The following is an 18,746-nucleotide window of genomic DNA, read 5'->3' as shown; positions in this document are numbered from 1 at the left end:
GCCCCGCGTGGCGAATCGTATACGATTCCTGCAAGACCAAAGGAGGCCAAGTGCTCGACCAGACACAGATTGAAGCCATCGCCGACGAGCTCGTGCAGGCAGACCGCGACCGCGCCGTGCTGCCGAAGCTCACGAGCCGCTACCCGGGCATGGTGATCGAAGACTCGTACGCCATTCAGAAGGTGTGGTCGGATCGCCGCATCGCCGCCGGCGCGCGCCTCGTCGGCCACAAGATCGGGCTCACCTCGAAGGTCATGCAGCTCGCAACCGGGATCTCTGAGCCCGACTACGGGGTAATTCACGACGACATGGTCTTCGAATCGGGCGCGGTGCTCGAGTTCGACCGCTACTCGAACGTCCGCATCGAGGTCGAGCTCGCCTTCGTGCTGAGCAAGCCGCTCTCGGGCCCCGGCGTCACCATCTTCGACGTACTCGACGCGACCGCGTACGTGATCCCCGCGCTCGAGGTACTGAACTCGCACCTCGAGCTCGAGGGGCGCACGATCGTCGACACGATCAGCGACAACGCCGCAATGGGCGCCATGGTGATCGGCGGCCGCCCCGTCAAGGTCGACGAGGTCGACCTCACCTGGGCACAGGCCCTGCTCTACCGCAACGAGGGCATCGAGGATTCCGGCGTGGCCGGCGCCGTGCTCGGCCACCCGGCGCTCGGCGTGGCCTGGCTCGCGAACAAGCTCGCGCAGCACGGGCAGTCGCTTGAGGCCGGAGAGATCATCCTCGCCGGCTCGTTCACCAAGCCCATGTGGGTGGAGCGCGGCGACACCGTGCACGCCGACTACAACGAGCTCGGATCAGTGACGTGCCGGTTCGTGTAGAGCTCCCCGCGACGCTGCGGGATCGCCTCGCCGCCGCGGACCGCCCACTGATCGGACTCTGGGCGTGCGCCGGCAGCCCGATCACGGCCGAGATCGTCGCCGGCAGCGGCTGCGACTGGGTGCTCCTCGACGCGGAGCACTCCCCCAACGGGCTCGAGTCGGTGCTCGCCCAGCTCTACGCAATGTCCGCGTATCCGGTTGCCCCGCTCGTGCGGCCGCCGTTCGGTGACACCGTCACGATCAAGCAGTTCCTCGATCTTGGCGCGCAGAACCTCCTCATCCCAATGGTCGACTCCGCCGAGCAGGCCGCCGAGATTGTCCGCGCGGTGCGCTACCCGGACGGCACGCCCGGCGGCGGGGTGCGCGGCGTCGGCTCGGCGCTCGCGCGCTCGGCGCGCTGGAACCGGGTCGAGGGCTACCTCGGTCGCGCGAACGAGACGATCAGCCTGACCGTGCAGATCGAGTCGGCCGCGGCGGTCGCCGACGTCGAGCGGATCGTTGCGACCGACGGGGTCGACGCGATCTTCGTGGGGCCGTCCGATCTCGCCGCGTCGATGGGGCTGCTCGGGCAGCAGAACCACCCAGAGGTCGCCGCGGGTGTGCTGCGCGCGATCGCGGCGGGCGTCGCGGCGGGCAAGCCGGTTGGCGTGAACGCCTTTGTCCCGGCCGACGCCGAGCGCTACATCGCCGCGGGGGCATCGTTCGTGGCGGTCGGCGCCGACGTGGCGATCCTCGCCCGGCAGACTGAGGCGCTCGTGGAGCGCTTCACCGCGGCGCCGGGAAGCGCCGCGGCCCCGCGGGCAAGCTACTAGCCGGACCCAGCGCGGCGAAGCCACCGGCCGGAGCCAGACCGCTTCGCGCCCGGACCACACGGCCAACCGGGCGCACCGCCCACCAGGAGCACCGGCGGCCGGGATCACCGGGCTGCCGGTGCTCCCAGGGGCACCGGCAGCCCGGGCGCACGCCCCCCCCCCCGGTCCGCACCGGCGGCTCACCGCCCAGGCCGCACCGGCGGCTCACACCGCGCGCGCCAGTGGTCCGCCGCACGCCGAATTCAGCCCAGCGGACCACACTTCCAAAATCCACCCAGATCGTATACGATAAGAAATACAACGAGATGAGCGAGGTCGCCATGACGTACGGAATTCCCACACCCGGCAAGATCATTGCCGTGCACCTGAACTACCCGTCCCGGATCGCCCAGCGCGGCCGCACCCCGGAGTTCCCGTCCTACTTCTTCAAGCCGACCTCCTCGCTGGCCCCCACGGGCGGCACGATCGAGCGCCCCGCCGGCACCGAGCTACTCGCGTTCGAGGGCGAGGTCGCCCTGGTGATCGGCACGGCGGCGCGCTGGGTCTCCCCGGAGGACGGCTGGAAGCATGTCTCCCAGGTCACCGCCGCGAACGACTTCGGCGTCTACGACCTCCGTGCGGCAGACAAGGGCTCGAACGTGCGCAACAAGGGCGGCGACGGCTTCACGCCGATCGGCCCGGCCGCGATCCCTACCGACGGCATCGACCAGGATGCCTGGCGCGTGCGCACCTGGGTCAACGGCGCGCTCGTTCAGGACGACACGAGCGCCACCCTCAAGTTCCCGTTCGGTCAGCTCGTCGCTGATCTCTCGCAGCACATGACGCTCGAGCCCGGCGACGTGATCCTCACGGGCACCCCTGCCGGGTCTTCCGTGGTGCTTCCCGGCGACGTGGTCGAGGTCGAGGTCGACGCCCCGAACGCGCCCGGAGCCCCCACCACCGGCCGCCTCGTCACCACGGTGACGCAGGGCACGCACGAGTTCGGTGCGTTCGGCAACCGGCCGCAGGCCACCGACCTGCAGCGGGTGGAGGCCTGGGGCAGCGAGGCTGAGCACGCCGCGGCGGTTGCCGCCGGCCGCGCGACGCCGCTCGCGGGGGATCAGGCCGCGGCCGGTCCGCTCACCGACGAGATCCGTGCGCTGCTCGACGGGGTCGCCGTGGCAACGGTCTCCGCGGCGCTGCGCAAGCGCGGCTACGTCGACATCTTCATCGACGGTGTGCACCCGAATCACGAGGGCGATCGCATTCTCGGCACGGCGAAGACGCTCCGGTTCATCCCGTTCCGCCCCGACCTCTTCAAGTCGCACGCCGGCGGCTTCAACGCGCAGAAGCGCGCGTTCGACACCGTCAACCCCGGCGAGGTGCTCGTGGTCGAAGCGCGCGGCATCCCCTCGACCGGCACCGTCGGCGACGTGCTCGCGCTCCGCGCCCAGGTGCGCGGCGCGGTGGGCGTCGTCACCGACGGCGGCGTCCGCGACTACGCCGCAGTGCAGGAGTTCGACATCCCCGTGTTCTCGCAGGGCGCGCACCCGAGCGTGCTCGGCCGCCGCCACGTGCCGTGGGAGACCGACGTCACGATCGCCTGCGGCGGCGCCGCGGTGCAGCCGGGCGACGTAATCATGGGCGACCGCGACGGCGTGATCGTGATCCCGCCGTTCCTGCTCGCCGAGGTGGCCGCGGAGGCCGCTGCCCAGGAGCGTGCAGACGCGTGGGTGGCGGATCGTGTTGCCGAGGGGCACGCCGTGGACGGCCTGTTCCCCATGAACGCCGAGTGGCGCGCGCGCTACGAGGCCGAGACGGGCGCGGCGTAGCCATGTCGTCCGAGTCGAAGTCCGAGCGCGCGTACCGCCTGATCCGAGAACGGATCGACAGCGGGCAGTACGTGCCGGGATACCGCCTGGTGCTCGCACCCATCGCCGCGGAGCTCGACATGTCCGTGGTCCCGGTGCGCGAGGCGATCCGGCGGCTTGAGGCCGAACAGCTGGTCACCTTCGAGCGCAACATCGGCGCGCAGGTGGCGCTCATCAAGGAGACGGAGTACCTGCACACAATGCAGACGCTCGCGCTCGTTGAGGGGTCCGCAACCGGTCTCGCCGCGCCGTTCATCACGCCGGATCAGATCGAGCGCGCCCGCGCCATCAACCAGACCATGCGCGAGTCGCTGTCTGCGTTCGACCCGCAGGCATTCACGGAGCTGAACCTCAGGTTCCACAGCGTGCTCTTCGAAACCTGCCCAAACCCGCACATTCTCGACCTCGTGCACCGGGGCTGGAACCGCATGAAAGTGCTGCGCAACTCCTCGTTCAGCTTCGTCCCCGGCCGCGCCAGCGAGTCGGTCGAGGAGCACGAGCGACTGCTGCAGCTCATCGAGCGGGGCGGCACCCCCATCGAAATCGAGCTTGCCGCCCGCGCGCACCGCACGGCGACGCTCGACGCGGTGCTCTCGCACACGGGAGAACACCGACCGCACGAGCCGGATCCGGCCACTGCCCAGGCGCTGGATCCGGCACCCATTCCCACCGCGTGAGCGGCACACACACCACCCACACCACCATCACTGCCATCGGAGGCGACAGCATGACTCAGTCACAGCCCGCAGGGCTCCCAGACAAGATCCGCCACTTCATCGACGGAAAGTTCGTCGACTCGGTCGGGGGCGAGGAGTTCGACGTCCTCGATCCCGTGTCGAACGAGACCTACATCACGGCCGCCGCCGGCCAGAAGGCCGACATCGACCTCGCCGTCGCAGCTGCCCGCCGCGCGTTCACCGAGGGCCCCTGGCCCAAGATGCTCCCCCGTGAGCGCTCGCGCATCCTTCACAAGGTCGCCGACATCGTCGAGTCGCGCGACGCGCAGCTCGCCGAACTCGAGAGCTACGACTCCGGCCTGCCCATCACTCAGGCGAAGGGCCAGGCCCGCCGCGCGGCAGAGAACTTCCGGTTCTTCGCCGACCTGATCGTCGCGCAGCACGACGACGCGTTCAAGGTGCCCGGTCGCCAGGTCAACTACGTGAACCGCAAGCCGATCGGCGTCGCCGGCCTCATCACGCCGTGGAACACGCCCTTCATGCTCGAGTCGTGGAAGCTGGGCCCCGCCCTCGCGACGGGCAACACGGTCGTGCTCAAGCCGGCCGAATTCACCCCGCTCTCGGCATCGCTCTGGGGCGAGATCTTCCGCGAGGCGGGCGTGCCAGACGGCGTGTTCAACCTCGTGAACGGCTTCGGCGAGGAGGCGGGCGACGCGCTCGTCAAGCACCCCGAGGTGCCGCTCATCTCGTTCACGGGCGAGTCGACCACCGGCTCGCTGATCTTCGCGAACTCCGCGCCGTTCCTCAAGGGACTGTCGATGGAGCTCGGCGGCAAGAGCCCGGCGATCGTGTTCGCCGACGCGGAGCTCGACGCGGCGCTTGACGCCACCGTGTTCGGCGTGTTCAGCCTGAACGGCGAGCGCTGCACCGCGGGCAGCCGCATCCTGGTGCACCGCGACATCTACGACGAGTTCGTGGAGCGGTACGCTGAGCGCGCCAAGAACGTGGTCGTCGGCCTGCCCAACGATCCCGCGACCGAGGTGGGCGCACTCGTGCACCCCGAGCACTTCGAGAAGGTGACCCGCTACATCGAGATCGGCAAGTCCGAGGGCCGCCTGGTCGCGGGCGGCGGGCGCCCCGAGGGCTTCCCCACCGGCAACTTCGTCGCGCCGACCGTGTTTGCAGACGTGAAGCCGGACGCGCGGATCTTCCAGGAGGAGATCTTCGGACCCGTCGTCGCGATCACGCCGTTCGACACCGACGAGGAGGCGCTGGAACTCGCCAACAACACCAAGTACGGCCTCGCGGCCTACATCTGGACGTCGAACCTCAAGCGCGCACACAACTTCGCCCAGGCGGTCGAGGCCGGCATGGTGTGGCTCAACTCGAACAACGTGCGCGACCTGCGCACCCCGTTCGGCGGCGTGAAGGCGTCCGGTCTCGGGCACGAGGGCGGCTACCGCTCGATCGATTTCTACACCGATCAGCAGGCCGTCCACATCACGCTCAACGAAGCGCACTCGCCGAAGTTCGGCGCAGGCAAGTAACCCTCTCCCCCGCCCCAACCACAGATTGAAGGACAACGAAATGTCTGAACTCAAGGGTCGTGAAAAGACCTCCTCCGGCTTCTACGTCACCAAGGAAGCCCCGATCAAGACCGACAACCCGATCCTGACCCCCCAGTCGCCCGCGCCGGATATCCTGCGCTGCGCGTACATGGAGCTTGTGGTCACCGATCTGGCGGCGTCGCGCGCGTTCTACGTGGACGTGCTCGGTCTCACCGTGACCGAGGAGGACGAGAACACCGTCTACCTCCGGTCGCTGGAGGAGTTCATCCACCACAACCTGGTGCTCCGCAAGGGCCCGGTTGCCGCGGTCGCCGCGTTCTCGTACCGCGTGCGCACCCCCGAGGATCTTGACAAGGCCGTGGCGTTCTACACGGAGCTCGGCTGCCGCGTCGAGCGCAAGGCCGACGGGTTCACGAACGGCATCGGCGACTCCGTGCGCGTCGAGGATCCGCTCGGCTTCCCTTACGAGTTCTTCTACGACGTGGAGCACGTGGAGCGCCTCGCGTGGCGCTACGACCTGTACACGCCGGGCGCGCTCGTGCGCCTCGACCACTTCAACCAGGTCACCCCGGACGTGCCGCGCGCGGTGCGCCACTACCAGGACCTCGGCTTCCGCGTGACCGAGGACATTCAGGACGAGGACGGCACGGTCTACGCGGCCTGGCTGCGCCGCAAGCCGACCGTGCACGACACGGCAGCGACGGGCGGCGACGGCCCCCGCATGCACCACGTCGCGTTCTCCACCCACGAGAAGCACAACATCCTCGCGATCTGCGACAAGCTGGGCGCGCTGCGCATGTCCGACCGCATCGAGCGCGGCCCCGGCCGCCACGGCGTCTCGAACGCGTTCTACCTGTACCTCCTGGATCCGGACGGCCACCGCGTCGAGATCTACACCCAGGACTACTACACGGGCGATCCGGACAACCCGGTCGTCACCTGGGACGTGCACGACAATCAGCGCCGCGATTGGTGGGGCAACCCCGTCGTGCCGTCCTGGTACACGGATGCCTCGCTCGTGCTCGATCTCGACGGCAACCCGCAGCCCGTCATTGCGCGCACGGACGCCTCTGAGATGGCCGTGACCATCGGGGCCGACGGCTTCTCGTACACCCGCGATGAGGACGGCGAGAAGGGCTTCAAGCTCGGCAACACGCTGTAACTCTCGCGCACGCGAGTGCGGGGCCGGGGCGCGTGCGCGTCCCGGCCCCGCTGCGTGTGTGCGGCGGGACGGGTGGGGCGGCTACGCGCTGCGGGGCCGGGACGGCCGCTACACGCTGCGGGGCGGGGCGGCCGCTACGCGCTGCGGGGCGGGTGCGCCGCAGCGGTGAGCTCGGTGAGCGCGGTGAGCGCGCCCTGCGCGAGGCCCAGCGCGAGCTCCGCATAGCTTCGCACCGCGACGCGGCTCTCCTCGCGCGGCGTGCGGTCGCCCACGAGCGGGTAGAGATCGTACGCGTCCTCAAGCGCGACCAGGTTGCGCGCGATGATCCCGGGCGGCGAACCGAGCGTGAATTCCCCGGTCCCGGCCCCGATCTCCACGAGCGTGCGATAGAGCATCACCTGCCGCTCGACGAGCGCGCGGTGCGCGGGCAGGTACTCCGGGTGTGCGGCGAGCACCGGCACACTCTCGTAGACCTGCCGCAGCTCATCACTGATCTCGTCGGGCACGCCGGCGTCGATCATCGCCGCGATCCGCGCGGCCGCGCTCTCGGAGCGATCGAGGATCCCCTGGCGCCGCTCCGCGAACTGTTCCATTGCGCCGGCGAGCGCGGTGATCTGCAACTCGTTGAGGCTCGCAAAGTAGTGGAGCACGTTCGCGGGGCTCATCGCCGCCTCTGCGGCGACCGCACGCACGTTGACGCCGCCGCGGGGCCGGGTCCGCGCGACCCGCCAGAACGCCTGGACAATCTCGTCCCGGCGCTCCAGGCGGCGGCGCGCGGTCGCATTCATGTGGCTCAGCCTATGGCATTCGCCCCGTCGCGTTCGCTCGGCTGCACCCGCACGGACTCCGTGAGCCCGGCGTAATACTCGGGGCGCCGCGCACGGAGCACGAGCCCCACGATGATTCCGCCGATGAACAGGATCGGCGTCGGCAGCAGCAGCCACTGATTGATGGGCCCCTCGAGCCCCGTGACCACCTCGAAGTTCGTGACGATCAGCGCGTACCCCACGGCGAGCCCGATCGCGCCGAGGATCGGGGCGATCACCACGCGGAAGACGCTGTGCCCGCGCCGGTCCCTGAGGAAGTACCAGACCACGGCGATCGCCGCGAGCGCCTGCGCGAACACGAGCCCCTGCACGCCGGTTGCGTAGGTCCAGAGCGCGAGGCCAAGGAACGGGTCCGCGCCGACCACGATCGCGACGAGCACGCCGAGCGCCGAGAACACGGAGAGTGTGATGCTCGCCACCGCGGGCGACTGCGTGCCCCTGGTGGTGCGCCCGAGTACGCGGGGCAGCAGGCCCTCGCGGCCGAGCGCGAACAGGTAGCGCGTGCAGGCGTTGTGGAATGACAGCACGCAGGCGAAGAAGCTGGTGACGATCAGGATCTTCATGACGTAGCCCGCCCAGTACCCCGCGATCTGCTGGGTACCGTCGATCACCATGGTCTCGAACGCGTCGCCCTGCGCGAGGGCAATGATCCCGTCAACGCCGAACGCGGCCGTGAGGATCCAGAACGTGAAGCCGTAGAAGACGGCGAGGAACACGACCGCGATGATGGTGGCGCGCGGCACCGTGCGCTCCGGGCGCTTTGCCTCCTCCGCGTAGATCGCCGTGCTCTCGAAACCGAGATACGCCCCGAACCCGACCACGAAGAGCGCCCCGGACGTGGGGGCGAGGAACACGTTGTCGATACTGAATGGAGCAGCACTCCACGGCTCCGGGCCGCCGTCAATGAGTACCGCGACCGCGAGCACGAGCAGGATCGCGACCTCGAGCGTGAGCAGCACCGCGAGCACCTTCGCCCCGACGTCGATCTTGCGGTAGCCGAGGAACGCGACAATCGCGACGGAGAGCAGCGACCACACGCCCCAGGGCAGGTCGATCCCGAGCAGCTCGGCAAACGTGAACTGCGCGAAGAATCCGATGAAGCCGTAGAACGAGATGACGAGTGAGATGTAGGCGAAGACGGTCACCGACGAGGCGCCGAGCCCGAAGGGCTTGCCAAGGCCGCGCGAGACGTACGCGTAGAACGCCCCGGCGTTGCGCACGCTCTTCGACATCGCGGTAAACCCGAGCGCGAACAGGATCAGCACGACGCCGCTGAAGAGCATCGCACCGGGGGCGCCGAGGCCGCCGAGCCGAAACGACGTCGCGGCGCCGCTCACCACCACGGTGAGGGGCGCTGCGGCCGAGACCACGAAGAAGATGATGTCCCAGGTGCCGAGTCTGCCCGCGGCGAGGCTGCCCGACTCCGCGGTCGTGACTGCTGGGGACTGCGCTGGTGGGGCGGACATGTGAGACTCCTTTGTCAGAACTGAACATCGCGGTATGGTTTGAACGGCAGTCAGAAAAACTGACGAAAACCATTGGTTCATGAGTGTAGACACGAAAGACTGGTTTAAACAATGTTCAATGTTGAGCGCGCGGCACCACCGGCCCCGGAGCGGGCGCGGGATCTCGGGGTGGAGTTTGACGGCGAGCCGGGAGCGCTCAACGCGATCACGGACGTCCCGGGCCTCGAGGTCGGCCTCGTCACGCTCATCGGCGACGAGCCGGTCGCCACTCGCACCGGGGTCACCGCGATCCTCCCCCGCGGCAAAGCAAACGCCGGCGCACCCTGCGCGGCCGGCGTCGCGGTGCTCAACGGAAACGGCGAACTCACCGGGCGCAGCTGGATCGAGGAGTCCGGGCAGCTGCAAACGCCGATCGCGATCACCAATTCGCACGCCGTCGGCGCAGTCCACCGCGGCGTCGACGCCTGGATGGCAACGAACCACCCAGCCTCGGCGGCCGCGTGGATGCTGCCCGTCGTCGGCGAGACCTGGGACGGCTACCTCAACTCGATCAACGCCGACACGGTGCGGCCCGAGCACGCGGCCCGCGCACTCGATGGCGCCACGGGCGGGCCCGTCGCCGAGGGGAACGTCGGTGGCGGCACGGGCATGAACTGCTACGGCTTCAAGGGCGGCACGGGGACGGCCTCGCGGGTCGTCCGATCCGGAACCGCTTCCTGGACCGTCGGTGTGCTGCTCCAGGCAAACTTCGGCTCGCGCGCCGAGCTGCGCGTGCAGGGGCGACCGCTCGGCCGCGACTCGGCGGCCCCCAACCGCATGGAGGCGGAGAACTGGTTTGCCGCGGATCTGCGCGCCGCGGGGGTCGACGACAGCCCCGCCAGCGGTGACGCGGCCACGGGGTCTCCGGAGGCAGATGCCCGAACTGGGCGGGCAACCCCGGGGGCCGGCAGCGTGATCGTGATCGTGGCGACCGACGCCCCTCTCCTGCCGGATCAGTGCCGCGCCCTCGCGCGCAGGGTTTCGCTCGGCCTCGCTCGCACCGGCACCACCGGCAGCCACTTCTCTGGCGACATCTTCCTCGCGTTCTCCACGGCGAACGAGGCGGGCCTGTCGTCGCGCATGAGCGACGGTGAGATCCGCACTGAGACGCTCGAGCACATCGCCTGGGGCAGCATTGATCCGTTCTACGCGGCCGTGGTCGAGGCGACCGAGGAGGCCGTGGTCAACGCACTCGTGGGCGCGCGCGACATGACCGGGCGCGACGGCCACACGAGCTACGCACTTCCCCACGAGGAGGTGCGAGCGGCGTTCGGCGCCTAGCGCCGCGGCGGGCGCGGCGGCGCGCGATCGCCCGTGCGCAGCGCCGCCCGGCCACCCGCGCACACTATCCATTCGGATAGTCGTGCGCGGGTGGTCATGCCCCGTGCGCGCTCTGCACAGCCCAGCACTTCACCTCTCCCCGCGCCGAATCTAGACTCGGAGCGCATGTGCTGCCGGCGTCGTTGCCGGCAGGGTCGGCAACGCCGCAAGACCGGGAGGAAAAATCACATGAGCACAACCCAGGACGCAGGGGTCGCGCAGAGCGATCCGGGCCTCAGCCGCAGAACCCTCGGGGTCCCCGCGATCACCCTGATGATCATCGCGGCGTCAGCGCCGCTCACCGTGGTCGCCGGCGGAGTCACCACGTCGTTCGCCGTCACCGAGTCGCTCGGCGTCCCGCTCGGCTTCCTGCTCATCGCGGTCATCCTCACGGTGTTCGCGGTCGGCTACACCGCAATGGGCCGGCACATCACGAACGCCGGCGCGTTCTACGCGTACATCGCCCAGGGGCTGGGCCGCCCGCTCGGCGTCGGTGCATCGCTCGTCGCCCTCGTCTCGTACAACGCCATGCAGGTCGGCATCTACGGGCTGTTCGGCTTCCAGCTCTCGATGTTCCTCGAGGCGAAGTTTGGCATCGTCTCCCCCTGGTGGCTCTGGATCCTGCTCTGCATCGTCCTCGTGGGCGTGCTCGGCGTGAACCGCGTAGACCTCTCCGCGAAGGTGCTCGGTGTGCTCGTGGGCCTGGAGTTCCTCGTGGTCATCGTCTTCGACATCGTCTCGATCGCCGTCGCACCCGAGGGCGTGTCGACCGCCACGCTCAACCCGGCGGCGCTCTTCGGCCCCGCGCTCGGCATCATTCTCGTGTTCGGTGTCGCCGCGTTCATGGGCTTCGAGGGCGCAGCAATCTACGGCGAGGAGGCGAAAGACCCCAAACGCACCGTGCCGCGCGCCACCTACGCCGCCGTCGCCATCATCGGCGTGTTCTACGCGTTCAGCGCCTGGGCGTTCTCCGTGGGGGTGGGCCCGTCGCAGATCGTGGGGGCATCGCAGGAATTCGGCCCCGACCTCATGTTCGTGTTCATGACCGACCAGGTCGGCGTGCTGTTCGCGGACGTCATGACGCTCCTGTTCCTCACCAGCCTCTTCGCTGCGCAGCAGTCGTTCCACAACGCGGTCGCCCGCTACTTCTTCTCGCTCGGGCGCGAGGGCGTGCTGCCCGCGTGGTTTGCGCGCACCAGCCGCGCCGGCGCACCCTGGGCCGGATCGGTCGCGCAGACCGTGATCGCGCTCGTGGTCGTGATCGGCTTCGCGCTCGCGGGCGAGGCGTTCGGCGGGGCCGCCGCCCTCGGCGACTCAGCCTTCCTCTACCCCGTCCTCACGATGTTTACCTGGCTTACGAACACCGGGGCGATGGGCCTCGTGCTGCTCATGGCGGTCATCGCCGCGGCCGTGATCGGGTTCTTCCGCAAGAACCCGCGCGGGCTCAGCGCGTGGACCACGATCGTGGCGCCCGTGATCTCGGGAGTCGCGCTCATCTGGGTGTTCGTCATGATCCTGCAGAACTTCCAGCTCATGCTCGGACAGGAGGAGCCGGACGCGTCGACGTTCGTACTGCCGGGCCTCATCTTCGCCGCGGCAGCCATCGGCATCGTCTGGGCGCTCGTGATCCGCGCGACCCGGCCGAACATCTACCGCCAGATCGGACACGGCACCGAGCCGGGCGCGTACGGCACCGAACTCGTGGACGTGGTCGAGGCGCCCGAGCGCTAGCCCGGCGCCACGCGCCCGCGCCCGCGTGCCCGCCCGCGCGCACGGCGCCGAGTGTCGCCAAATGCCCCCTTCGGATTCTTCGAAGGGGGCATTTGGCGACACTCGGCGGGGTGGCTGGCCACGCCCTACGGGCCAGGCCCCGCGGGCCACGCGGGCCACGCGGGCCACGCACGCGGGCCACGCACGCGGGCCTGGCCCCGCAACGCCGAGAGCCCGCCTCCCCGAGAACGGGGCGGCGGGCTCTCGGCGTGCGAGGCGGGTTAGGCCGCGCCCTCGAACATGCTCGTGACGGAGCCGTCCTCAAACACCTCGTGGATCGCCTTCGCGAGCAGGGGCGCGATCGGCAGCACGGTGAGCTTGTCGAACCGCTTCTCGGCGGGCACCGGCAGCGTGTCGGTGACGACCACCTGGTCGATGAAGTCGGCCGAGAGGTACTCCGTGGCCTTGCCGGAGAAGATCGCGTGCGTCGCCGCGATGGTCACGCCGCGCGCGCCAGCCTGCTTGAGCGCCTCTGCGGCCTTCGAGATCGTGCCGCCCGTGTCGATCATGTCGTCGACCATGAGGCACCAGCGATCCTTCACGTCGCCCACGATGCCGTGCACCGACGCCTGGTTCGCAACCGAGGGGTCGCGGCGCTTGTGGATGATCGCGAGCGGGGCGCCCAGACGGTCGCTCCACACGTCGGCGACGCGCACGCGGCCCATGTCGGGCGACACGACCGTGAGATCGTCGCGGTTGAGGTGCTTCTCGAAGTGCGCGAGCAGCACCGGCATCGCGAAGAGGTGGTCGAGCGGGCCGTCAAAGAAACCCTGAATCTGCGGGGCGTGCAGATCGACGGACATGATGCGGTCGGCACCAGCGGTCTTGAAGAGGTCGGCAACCAGTCGGGCCGAGATCGGCTCGCGGCCGCGGCCCTTCTTGTCCTGGCGCGAGTAGGGGTAGAACGGCGCCACCACGGTGATCCGCTTCGCCGAGGCGCGCTTGAGCGCGTCGACGATGATGAGCTGCTCCATGAGCCACTCGTTGATCGGGTTCGTGTGCGACTGGATCACGAACGCGTCAGAACCGCGCACGCTCTCGTCGAAGCGCGCGTACAGCTCACCATTGGCGAACGTGCGCGCGTCGGTCGGGACGAGTTCGGCGCCCAGCTCGGACGCCACCTGCTCAGCGAGCTCGGGGTATGCCCGGCCCGAAATCAAGACGAGCTTTTTCTGCCCCGCCATCTCGATCGTACTCATCAGTGCTGATACGTCCTCACTTGTTGAATTCCCGCTTTTCCACGCTCACTCGGCTGCAGTACCGGTGGAACGCGCAGCCGCTTCCGCGGTGCTCGTTCCGGGCCGGTGCTCGGCCACCCATCCTTCAATATTGCGCTGCGGCGCTACGTTCAGCGCCAGTGCCCCTGAGGGCACGTTCTTTCGGACGACCGTACCCGCTGCCGTGTACGTTCCGTCTTCAATGGTAACCGGCGCGATGAGAACATTCTTCGAACCGACCCGAACTCCGTCGCCCACGGTCGACTGGTGCTTCTTCACACCGTCGTAGTTTGCGAAGATTGTGCCCGCACCGATGTTGCTGCCGGTGCCAATGGTGGCGTCGCCCACGTAGCTCAGGTGCGGCACCTTGCTGCCGTCGCCGATCTTCGCGTTCTTCGTCTCGACGAACGCGCCGATCTTGCCCTGCGCGCCGAGTTCGGTGCCGGGGCGAATGAACGCGAACGGCCCCACCTCAGCACCGGCCGCGAACACCGCGAGCGTCGCCTCGCTGCGGCGGATCCGCACCCCCTCGGCGACCTCGCAGTCGACGAGCGTGGTGTCGGGGCCAATGATGGCGTCGGCGGCGATCGAGGTGGCGCCCTGCAGGAAGGTCCCGGGGAGGATCTCGACGTCCGCCGCGATCGACACGTCCGCGTCGATCCAGGTGGTGGTCGGGTCCTGGATGGTGACGCCGGCCCGCTGGTGCGCGCGCACGATGCGCGCGTTCAGCTCGCGGCCGGCCTGAGCGAGCTGCGCGCGGTCGTTGACACCGGCGATGAGCCACGGGTCATCGGTCGCCACGGCCTCGACGGCGCCGCCGCCGGAGAGGATGCGCGCCGCGGCGTCAGTGAGGTACTTCTCGCCCTGCGCGTTGTTCGTGTCGATCTGCGCGAGCGCGTCCTGCACGGCACGGCGCGCGAAGACGTAGATGCCACCGTTGATCTCGGTGATGCGGCGCTGCGCCTCGTCGGCGTCCTTCTCCTCGACGATGCCGGTCACGGCCCCCTCGGGCGAACGCAGGATGCGGCCGAGCCCGGTCGGGTTGTCAAAGATCGCGGAGAGCAGCGTCATTGCCCGGCCTCCGTCGAGGTGACCGCGCACGAGGCGGTCGAGGGTCACGGTGTCGACGAGCGGCACGTCGCCGGAGAGCACGACCACGGTGCCGTCGAAGTCGTCGGGCAGCGCCTCGAGCGCCTGCTCCACGGCGCGGCCGGTTCCCGGCGTGGCGTCCTGATCCACGATCACGGTGTCCGGCGCGTGCTCCAGCACAGCCGCGGCGACGCGATCACGGTCGTGGCGCACCACGGTGATGACCCGGGACGGCGAGAGCCCCGCGGCCGTGTCGAGCACGTGCGCGATGAGCGAGCGGCCGCCGATGCGGTGGAGCACCTTGGGCAGGGAGGACTTCATGCGGGTCCCCTGCCCCGCAGCGAGGATCACGACCGCGAGCGAGCGTTCTACCATGAGATTTTCCTTTCACCGGAGGCGAGGTGCGTCCGTCGACGCCGCGTGCTGGGATTTCCCCCGGCACCCACGCACTGTTCCGCCTCCAGGATTCGAACCTAGACCTAACAGCTCCAAAGGCTGTCGTGCTGCCATTACACCAAGGCGGACCGTGCCAAAACAGCACGGATACAGTCTGCCAGACTCCGGAAGCTCTCGTGCACGCGCGGGAGAGTTCGCTCGACGTCGAGACAAGTTGGATAATGGAGGAATGAAGCATGAAGACGAGGTCGATCGGATCATCGCGGCGTGGACCACGGCGCGACCCGACCTGGATCTCGCGCCCCTCGAGATCTTTTCGCGCCTGTGGCGGATCACGAAGCACCTCGACCGGGCACGCGCGCACGCGTTTGAGCGCTCGGGCCTCGCCTCGTGGGAGTTCGACGTGCTCGCGGTGCTGCGGCGCGGCGGCGAGCCGTTTCTGCAGAGCCCCAAGCTGCTCGTGCAGCAGACCATGGTGTCGAGCGGCACAATGACAAACCGGATCGACCGCATGGTGGAGCGGGGACTCGTGCGCCGGCTCACTGACCCGAACGATGGCCGCGGCGTGCTCGTCGAGATGACGCCGCTCGGCCTCACGCTGGTTGACGCGGCGATCACTCGCCTGAGCGATTCGGAAGAGCGCCTGCTCGGCGGTATCCCGCGCTCCGAGCGGGAGCGCCTCTCGGTGCTGCTGCGCCGGCTCGCGCTGAGCGTTGACCGCTTCGAGCCGGAGCCGCTCCCGGTCGACGGGGATCCGCTGAGCGCCTAGCCCGGGCGCCCCGTCCCCAGCAGGCTCGCACCAGAGCCACCCCGCACCTCGCGGGCCCGCAGGCCCGCAGCCCGGGGCGCACCCGCGTCGCGCGGATCCGCCCCGGCATCCCGGCTACTTCTTCGCCGGCTTCGCCGCGACCTTCTGGGTCGCGCTCGCTGACTTCGCGGAGATGTTCGCGGTGCCCAGGTACTTCGCGGTGACCTTCACCTTGGCGGTCAGCGCCTTCGGTGCCGTCACCTTGACGGTCCCCTTGTGCGCCGCCGTGAGGGCGACCGTCCGCTTCGCGGAGCCGAAGCTCACGGTGACCCGCCCCGTGGGGTACGCCCCGTTGGTGAGTTTGCCAAGCTTCACGGTGACGGTGGGGCGCGTGCCGTACTTTGCGATCTTCGTGGTGACCTTCGCCGACGTCACGGACGCCCGGGTGATCGCGAGCGTGCTCGGCGCGAAGCGCTTCGCGGTGTCCGCGTAGGTGTCGTCGCCGATGTAGGCGGCGGCGACCCGGTACGTGCCCACGGGCAGCGCGGGCAGCTTGAGCGTGGCGCGCCCCGCGGAGTTCACCTTGGCAGTGCCGAGGTCGCGCGAGCCGGCGGTGAAGAGCACCGTGCCGCTCGTGGCCCCGGTGACCCGCACGCTCGCACTGGGGCGCACCCCGTACACCGCGCGTGTGGCGTCCACGGTGACCGTCGACAGCGTCACGGGGACAAGTCCCACGGTCACGCGCCGCGCCTTCGACGCGGACTCGCCGTAGCGGGCGTCACCCGCGTAGCGCGCAGTGAGCTGGAAGGTGGTGGCAACTGGCGAGCTGTAGGCGAGGGTGGCGGTGCCGTCGGCAATCTGCGCGGCACCGATCGTCTCGGACCCGGCGGTGAACACCACCTCACCGGTCGCGTCGGCGGGCACGGTGGCCACGAACTCAAGCTCGTCCTGCGCGGTGCCAGCGGTGTCGCCGCTGAGCGTCGTCTTAGAGCTGAGCTTTGCCACCTCGGCTTCGAGCTCGGCGACGGCGGGGGCGAAGTGGCCCGCCGCGTCCGCGAAGCTCGCGGCGAACGCCTGGGTGCCGCCGGCGGCGAACGCGGCGATCGCGCAGCTCGCCGCGCCGTCAGCAACGGCAACCGCCTCACACCCGGGGACGGTCACGCCGGCCTGCGAGAACGCGACGGTTCCGCCCGGGGTCCCGGCGCCCGCTCGCGGCGCGGTGACGCTCGCGGTGAGGGTGCCGCCCTCGGCGACACTCAGCTCCGCCGCGCTGAGAGCGAGCTCGGTGCGTGCGGCACCGAGGAGGTACACCGCGGCGTAGTCGGTGCCGTTCGCCCCGCCGACGATGTCGGGGACCCCGTTGCCGTCGAAGTCGCCGCTGCCGCCCACCGAGCGGCCGAGCTGCGCGCCTGCGGCCGCGCCGTCGATCCGGAACCCGAGTGCCGGATCGAGTGCCGCCGTCGAGATCGTGCCCGAGAAGCCGGGCTGCCCGTACACCACGTAGATCGCGCCGGCGTTCGACCCGGCAGCGTCGTGGCCCCACGCGCCAAGCAGCGCTTCGGGGACACCGTCGCCGTTCAGATCGCCGATTCCGGCGGCCGACCAACCAAACTTGTCGTTGTCGACCGCGCCGTCGATCCAGTACCCGCGGGGGACGGTCTCGCCGGTGCAGGCGCCGCTCGTGTTCAGCGCCTCGTCGGCGCAGCTGAACACCGCGTTCTCGGCGGCGCCGGGGGTCGTGAAGACGGTCTGCGTCGAGTCGGATCCAAGCACGACGGCCGCGGCCCCAGCGCGCGGGCCCGTCGCGGCGTTCGAGACGCCGTCTCCACCCACCACGAAGTCGGCCTTGCCGTCGCCGTTGATGTCGCCGAGCGCGCCGATGGCGGTGCCCAGCCGGTCACGCCCGCGCTGCGGCCCGTAGACCGCAAAGCCCTGCGCACCCAGGTTCGCGACGTCCACGCTCTGCCGCGTGGTCGAGCCGAACACCGCGTAGGCCGCGCCGGCGACGGGGGCCGACGCGCCCCAGGGGGTGGCGCCGTAGCTCCCCACCACGATGTCGGCGAGGCCGTCGCCGTTGATGTCGCCGACGTCCTCGGCGGAGATGATCTGGCCGCCGCTCCCGTCGATCGTGAACAGCACGCGCGCGGCGCCGGCCTCGGAGGCCACGTCGATCGTGTTCACGTCGGTGGACCCCGAGATCACCCACACACGTCCGACGTTCGCGGCTGCGGGGGTGCCCGCCTCGGCGTTCGCCGGCCGGTCGTAGAGATTGTCGGTGATCGCGAAGTCCGCCAGGCCGTCGCCGTTCACGTCGCCGAGCCCGCTGACCGCGTAGCCGAAGTTTGCGCTGCCGCCCGACGCCGCGTTGTCCGCGACCGCCGCCGAGTTGGTCACCTCGAAACCGCGCGTGCCGAGCGTGTCAACGTCGACCGGCTCGAAGTCCGCCGCCCCGAGCACCACCCAGGTGCGCTGGGTGCGGTTTGACCCGACGATCACGTCGTCGATGCCGTCGCCGTTGACGTCGCCGAGGCAGGAGACGCTCAGGCCCGCGAACGCGTTCGGGGTGTTCGGTCCGTCGATCCGGATCGCGCCCACCGCGGTGCCGCGCCCGATCGGGCCGGCGACGGGGTCGGCGCCACCGAGCAGGACGTAGCCAGCGCCGGCGTTCGCGGTGTTGCCCCGCTTCCACCACCAGTCGCCCACCACGGTATCGGCGAACCCGTCGCCGTTGACGTCGCACGAGCTGCGACTCGCGGCAAAGCCGAGGTCGCCGCCGGCCTCGCCCGTCCAGCGGAGCTCGGATACGGGCGGCGCGCCATCGCTGGTCGGGGTCTCAACGGCAAGCGCCGGCGTCGAGATGAACGCACTCGTCACCAGCGCGAGGGCTGCGACGACGCTCACCCCCGCTCGCGCAAGGTGTGATGTGGATTCCACGGTGTTCCTGTTCTCTGAGGTGATGGTGGGAAATG

General features: G+C 69.8%; 14 protein-coding genes and 1 tRNA gene. 9 read left to right on the top strand and 6 right to left on the bottom strand.

Annotation, left to right across the window (positions count from 1 at the left end):
• The first annotated feature begins 50 nt into the window (after positions 1 to 50).
• From EV139_RS02380 to hpaD, 6 genes are all read left to right on the top strand, one after another.
• Entirely contained in the window at positions 51 to 836 is a 786-nt protein-coding gene (locus EV139_RS02380) for a fumarylacetoacetate hydrolase family protein (protein ID WP_130452698.1), read from the top strand.
• Complete coding sequence (locus EV139_RS02375) at positions 821 to 1,648, top strand: HpcH/HpaI aldolase family protein (protein ID WP_130452697.1); 828 nt, start codon at positions 821 to 823, stop codon at positions 1,646 to 1,648. Before EV139_RS02380 ends, EV139_RS02375 begins: the two co-directional genes overlap by 16 nt.
• A gap of 320 nt (positions 1,649 to 1,968) precedes the next feature.
• Positions 1,969 to 3,459 carry a fumarylacetoacetate hydrolase family protein gene (locus EV139_RS02370; RefSeq protein WP_130452884.1) on the top strand — a complete coding sequence of 497 codons (1,491 nt, stop codon included), beginning with the start codon at positions 1,969 to 1,971 and terminating at the stop codon, positions 3,457 to 3,459.
• Between the two features lie 2 nt (positions 3,460 to 3,461).
• Positions 3,462 to 4,175, top strand: coding sequence for a GntR family transcriptional regulator (locus tag EV139_RS02365; RefSeq protein WP_130452696.1), 714 nt, complete (start codon positions 3,462 to 3,464; stop codon positions 4,173 to 4,175).
• A 50-nt stretch (positions 4,176 to 4,225) separates the two neighbouring features.
• Complete coding sequence (hpaE, locus tag EV139_RS02360; RefSeq protein ID WP_130452695.1) at positions 4,226 to 5,722, top strand: 5-carboxymethyl-2-hydroxymuconate semialdehyde dehydrogenase; 1,497 nt, start codon at positions 4,226 to 4,228, stop codon at positions 5,720 to 5,722.
• A gap of 40 nt (positions 5,723 to 5,762) precedes the next feature.
• Complete coding sequence (hpaD, locus tag EV139_RS02355; RefSeq protein ID WP_130452694.1) at positions 5,763 to 6,905, top strand: 3,4-dihydroxyphenylacetate 2,3-dioxygenase; 1,143 nt, start codon at positions 5,763 to 5,765, stop codon at positions 6,903 to 6,905.
• A 134-nt stretch (positions 6,906 to 7,039) separates the two neighbouring features.
• Here hpaD and EV139_RS02350 read toward each other — a convergent pair whose 3' ends face one another.
• Positions 7,040 to 7,693, bottom strand: coding sequence for a TetR/AcrR family transcriptional regulator (locus EV139_RS02350; RefSeq protein ID WP_237465835.1), 654 nt, complete (start codon positions 7,691 to 7,693; stop codon positions 7,040 to 7,042).
• A 5-nt stretch (positions 7,694 to 7,698) separates the two neighbouring features.
• The gene (locus tag EV139_RS02345; RefSeq protein ID WP_130452693.1) at positions 7,699 to 9,198 is read right to left on the bottom strand and encodes an APC family permease; all 1,500 of its coding nucleotides are present in this window, start codon (positions 9,196 to 9,198) and stop codon (positions 7,699 to 7,701) included.
• A 111-nt stretch (positions 9,199 to 9,309) separates the two neighbouring features.
• Between EV139_RS02345 and EV139_RS02340 the strand changes: the two genes are divergently transcribed.
• Positions 9,310 to 10,518, top strand: a complete 1,209-nt coding sequence (locus EV139_RS02340) for a DmpA family aminopeptidase (RefSeq protein ID WP_130452692.1) — start codon at positions 9,310 to 9,312, stop codon at positions 10,516 to 10,518.
• A gap of 228 nt (positions 10,519 to 10,746) precedes the next feature.
• Positions 10,747 to 12,288 carry an APC family permease gene (locus EV139_RS02335; protein WP_237465838.1) on the top strand — a complete coding sequence of 514 codons (1,542 nt, stop codon included), beginning with the start codon at positions 10,747 to 10,749 and terminating at the stop codon, positions 12,286 to 12,288.
• A gap of 260 nt (positions 12,289 to 12,548) precedes the next feature.
• On the opposite strand, the gene EV139_RS02330 is transcribed toward EV139_RS02335, so the two are convergent.
• The 3 genes from EV139_RS02330 to EV139_RS02320 form a co-directional block, all read right to left on the bottom strand.
• Positions 12,549 to 13,526 carry a ribose-phosphate diphosphokinase gene (locus tag EV139_RS02330; protein ID WP_130452691.1) on the bottom strand — a complete coding sequence of 326 codons (978 nt, stop codon included), beginning with the start codon at positions 13,524 to 13,526 and terminating at the stop codon, positions 12,549 to 12,551.
• A 45-nt stretch (positions 13,527 to 13,571) separates the two neighbouring features.
• Entirely contained in the window at positions 13,572 to 15,008 is a 1,437-nt protein-coding gene (gene glmU / locus EV139_RS02325; RefSeq protein WP_130452690.1) for a bifunctional UDP-N-acetylglucosamine diphosphorylase/glucosamine-1-phosphate N-acetyltransferase GlmU, read from the bottom strand.
• Positions 15,009 to 15,085: 77 nt separating this feature from the next.
• Positions 15,086 to 15,157 (bottom strand) — tRNA-Gln (locus EV139_RS02320).
• 101 nt (positions 15,158 to 15,258) lie between these two features.
• Here EV139_RS02320 and EV139_RS02315 point away from each other — a divergent pair.
• Complete coding sequence (locus EV139_RS02315; protein WP_130452689.1) at positions 15,259 to 15,798, top strand: MarR family winged helix-turn-helix transcriptional regulator; 540 nt, start codon at positions 15,259 to 15,261, stop codon at positions 15,796 to 15,798.
• 114 nt (positions 15,799 to 15,912) lie between these two features.
• Here EV139_RS02315 and EV139_RS02310 read toward each other — a convergent pair whose 3' ends face one another.
• Positions 15,913 to 18,711 carry an Ig-like domain repeat protein gene (locus tag EV139_RS02310; protein ID WP_130452688.1) on the bottom strand — a complete coding sequence of 933 codons (2,799 nt, stop codon included), beginning with the start codon at positions 18,709 to 18,711 and terminating at the stop codon, positions 15,913 to 15,915.
• Positions 18,712 to 18,746 lie beyond the last annotated feature (35 nt).

Origin of the sequence: Leucobacter luti, assembly GCF_004217175.1 — a bacterium.
Lineage (GTDB): Bacteria > Actinomycetota > Actinomycetes > Actinomycetales > Microbacteriaceae > Leucobacter > Leucobacter luti.
The sequence above is the reverse complement of the archived record's forward strand: the minus strand, read 5'-3'. Positions and strand labels throughout refer to the sequence as shown.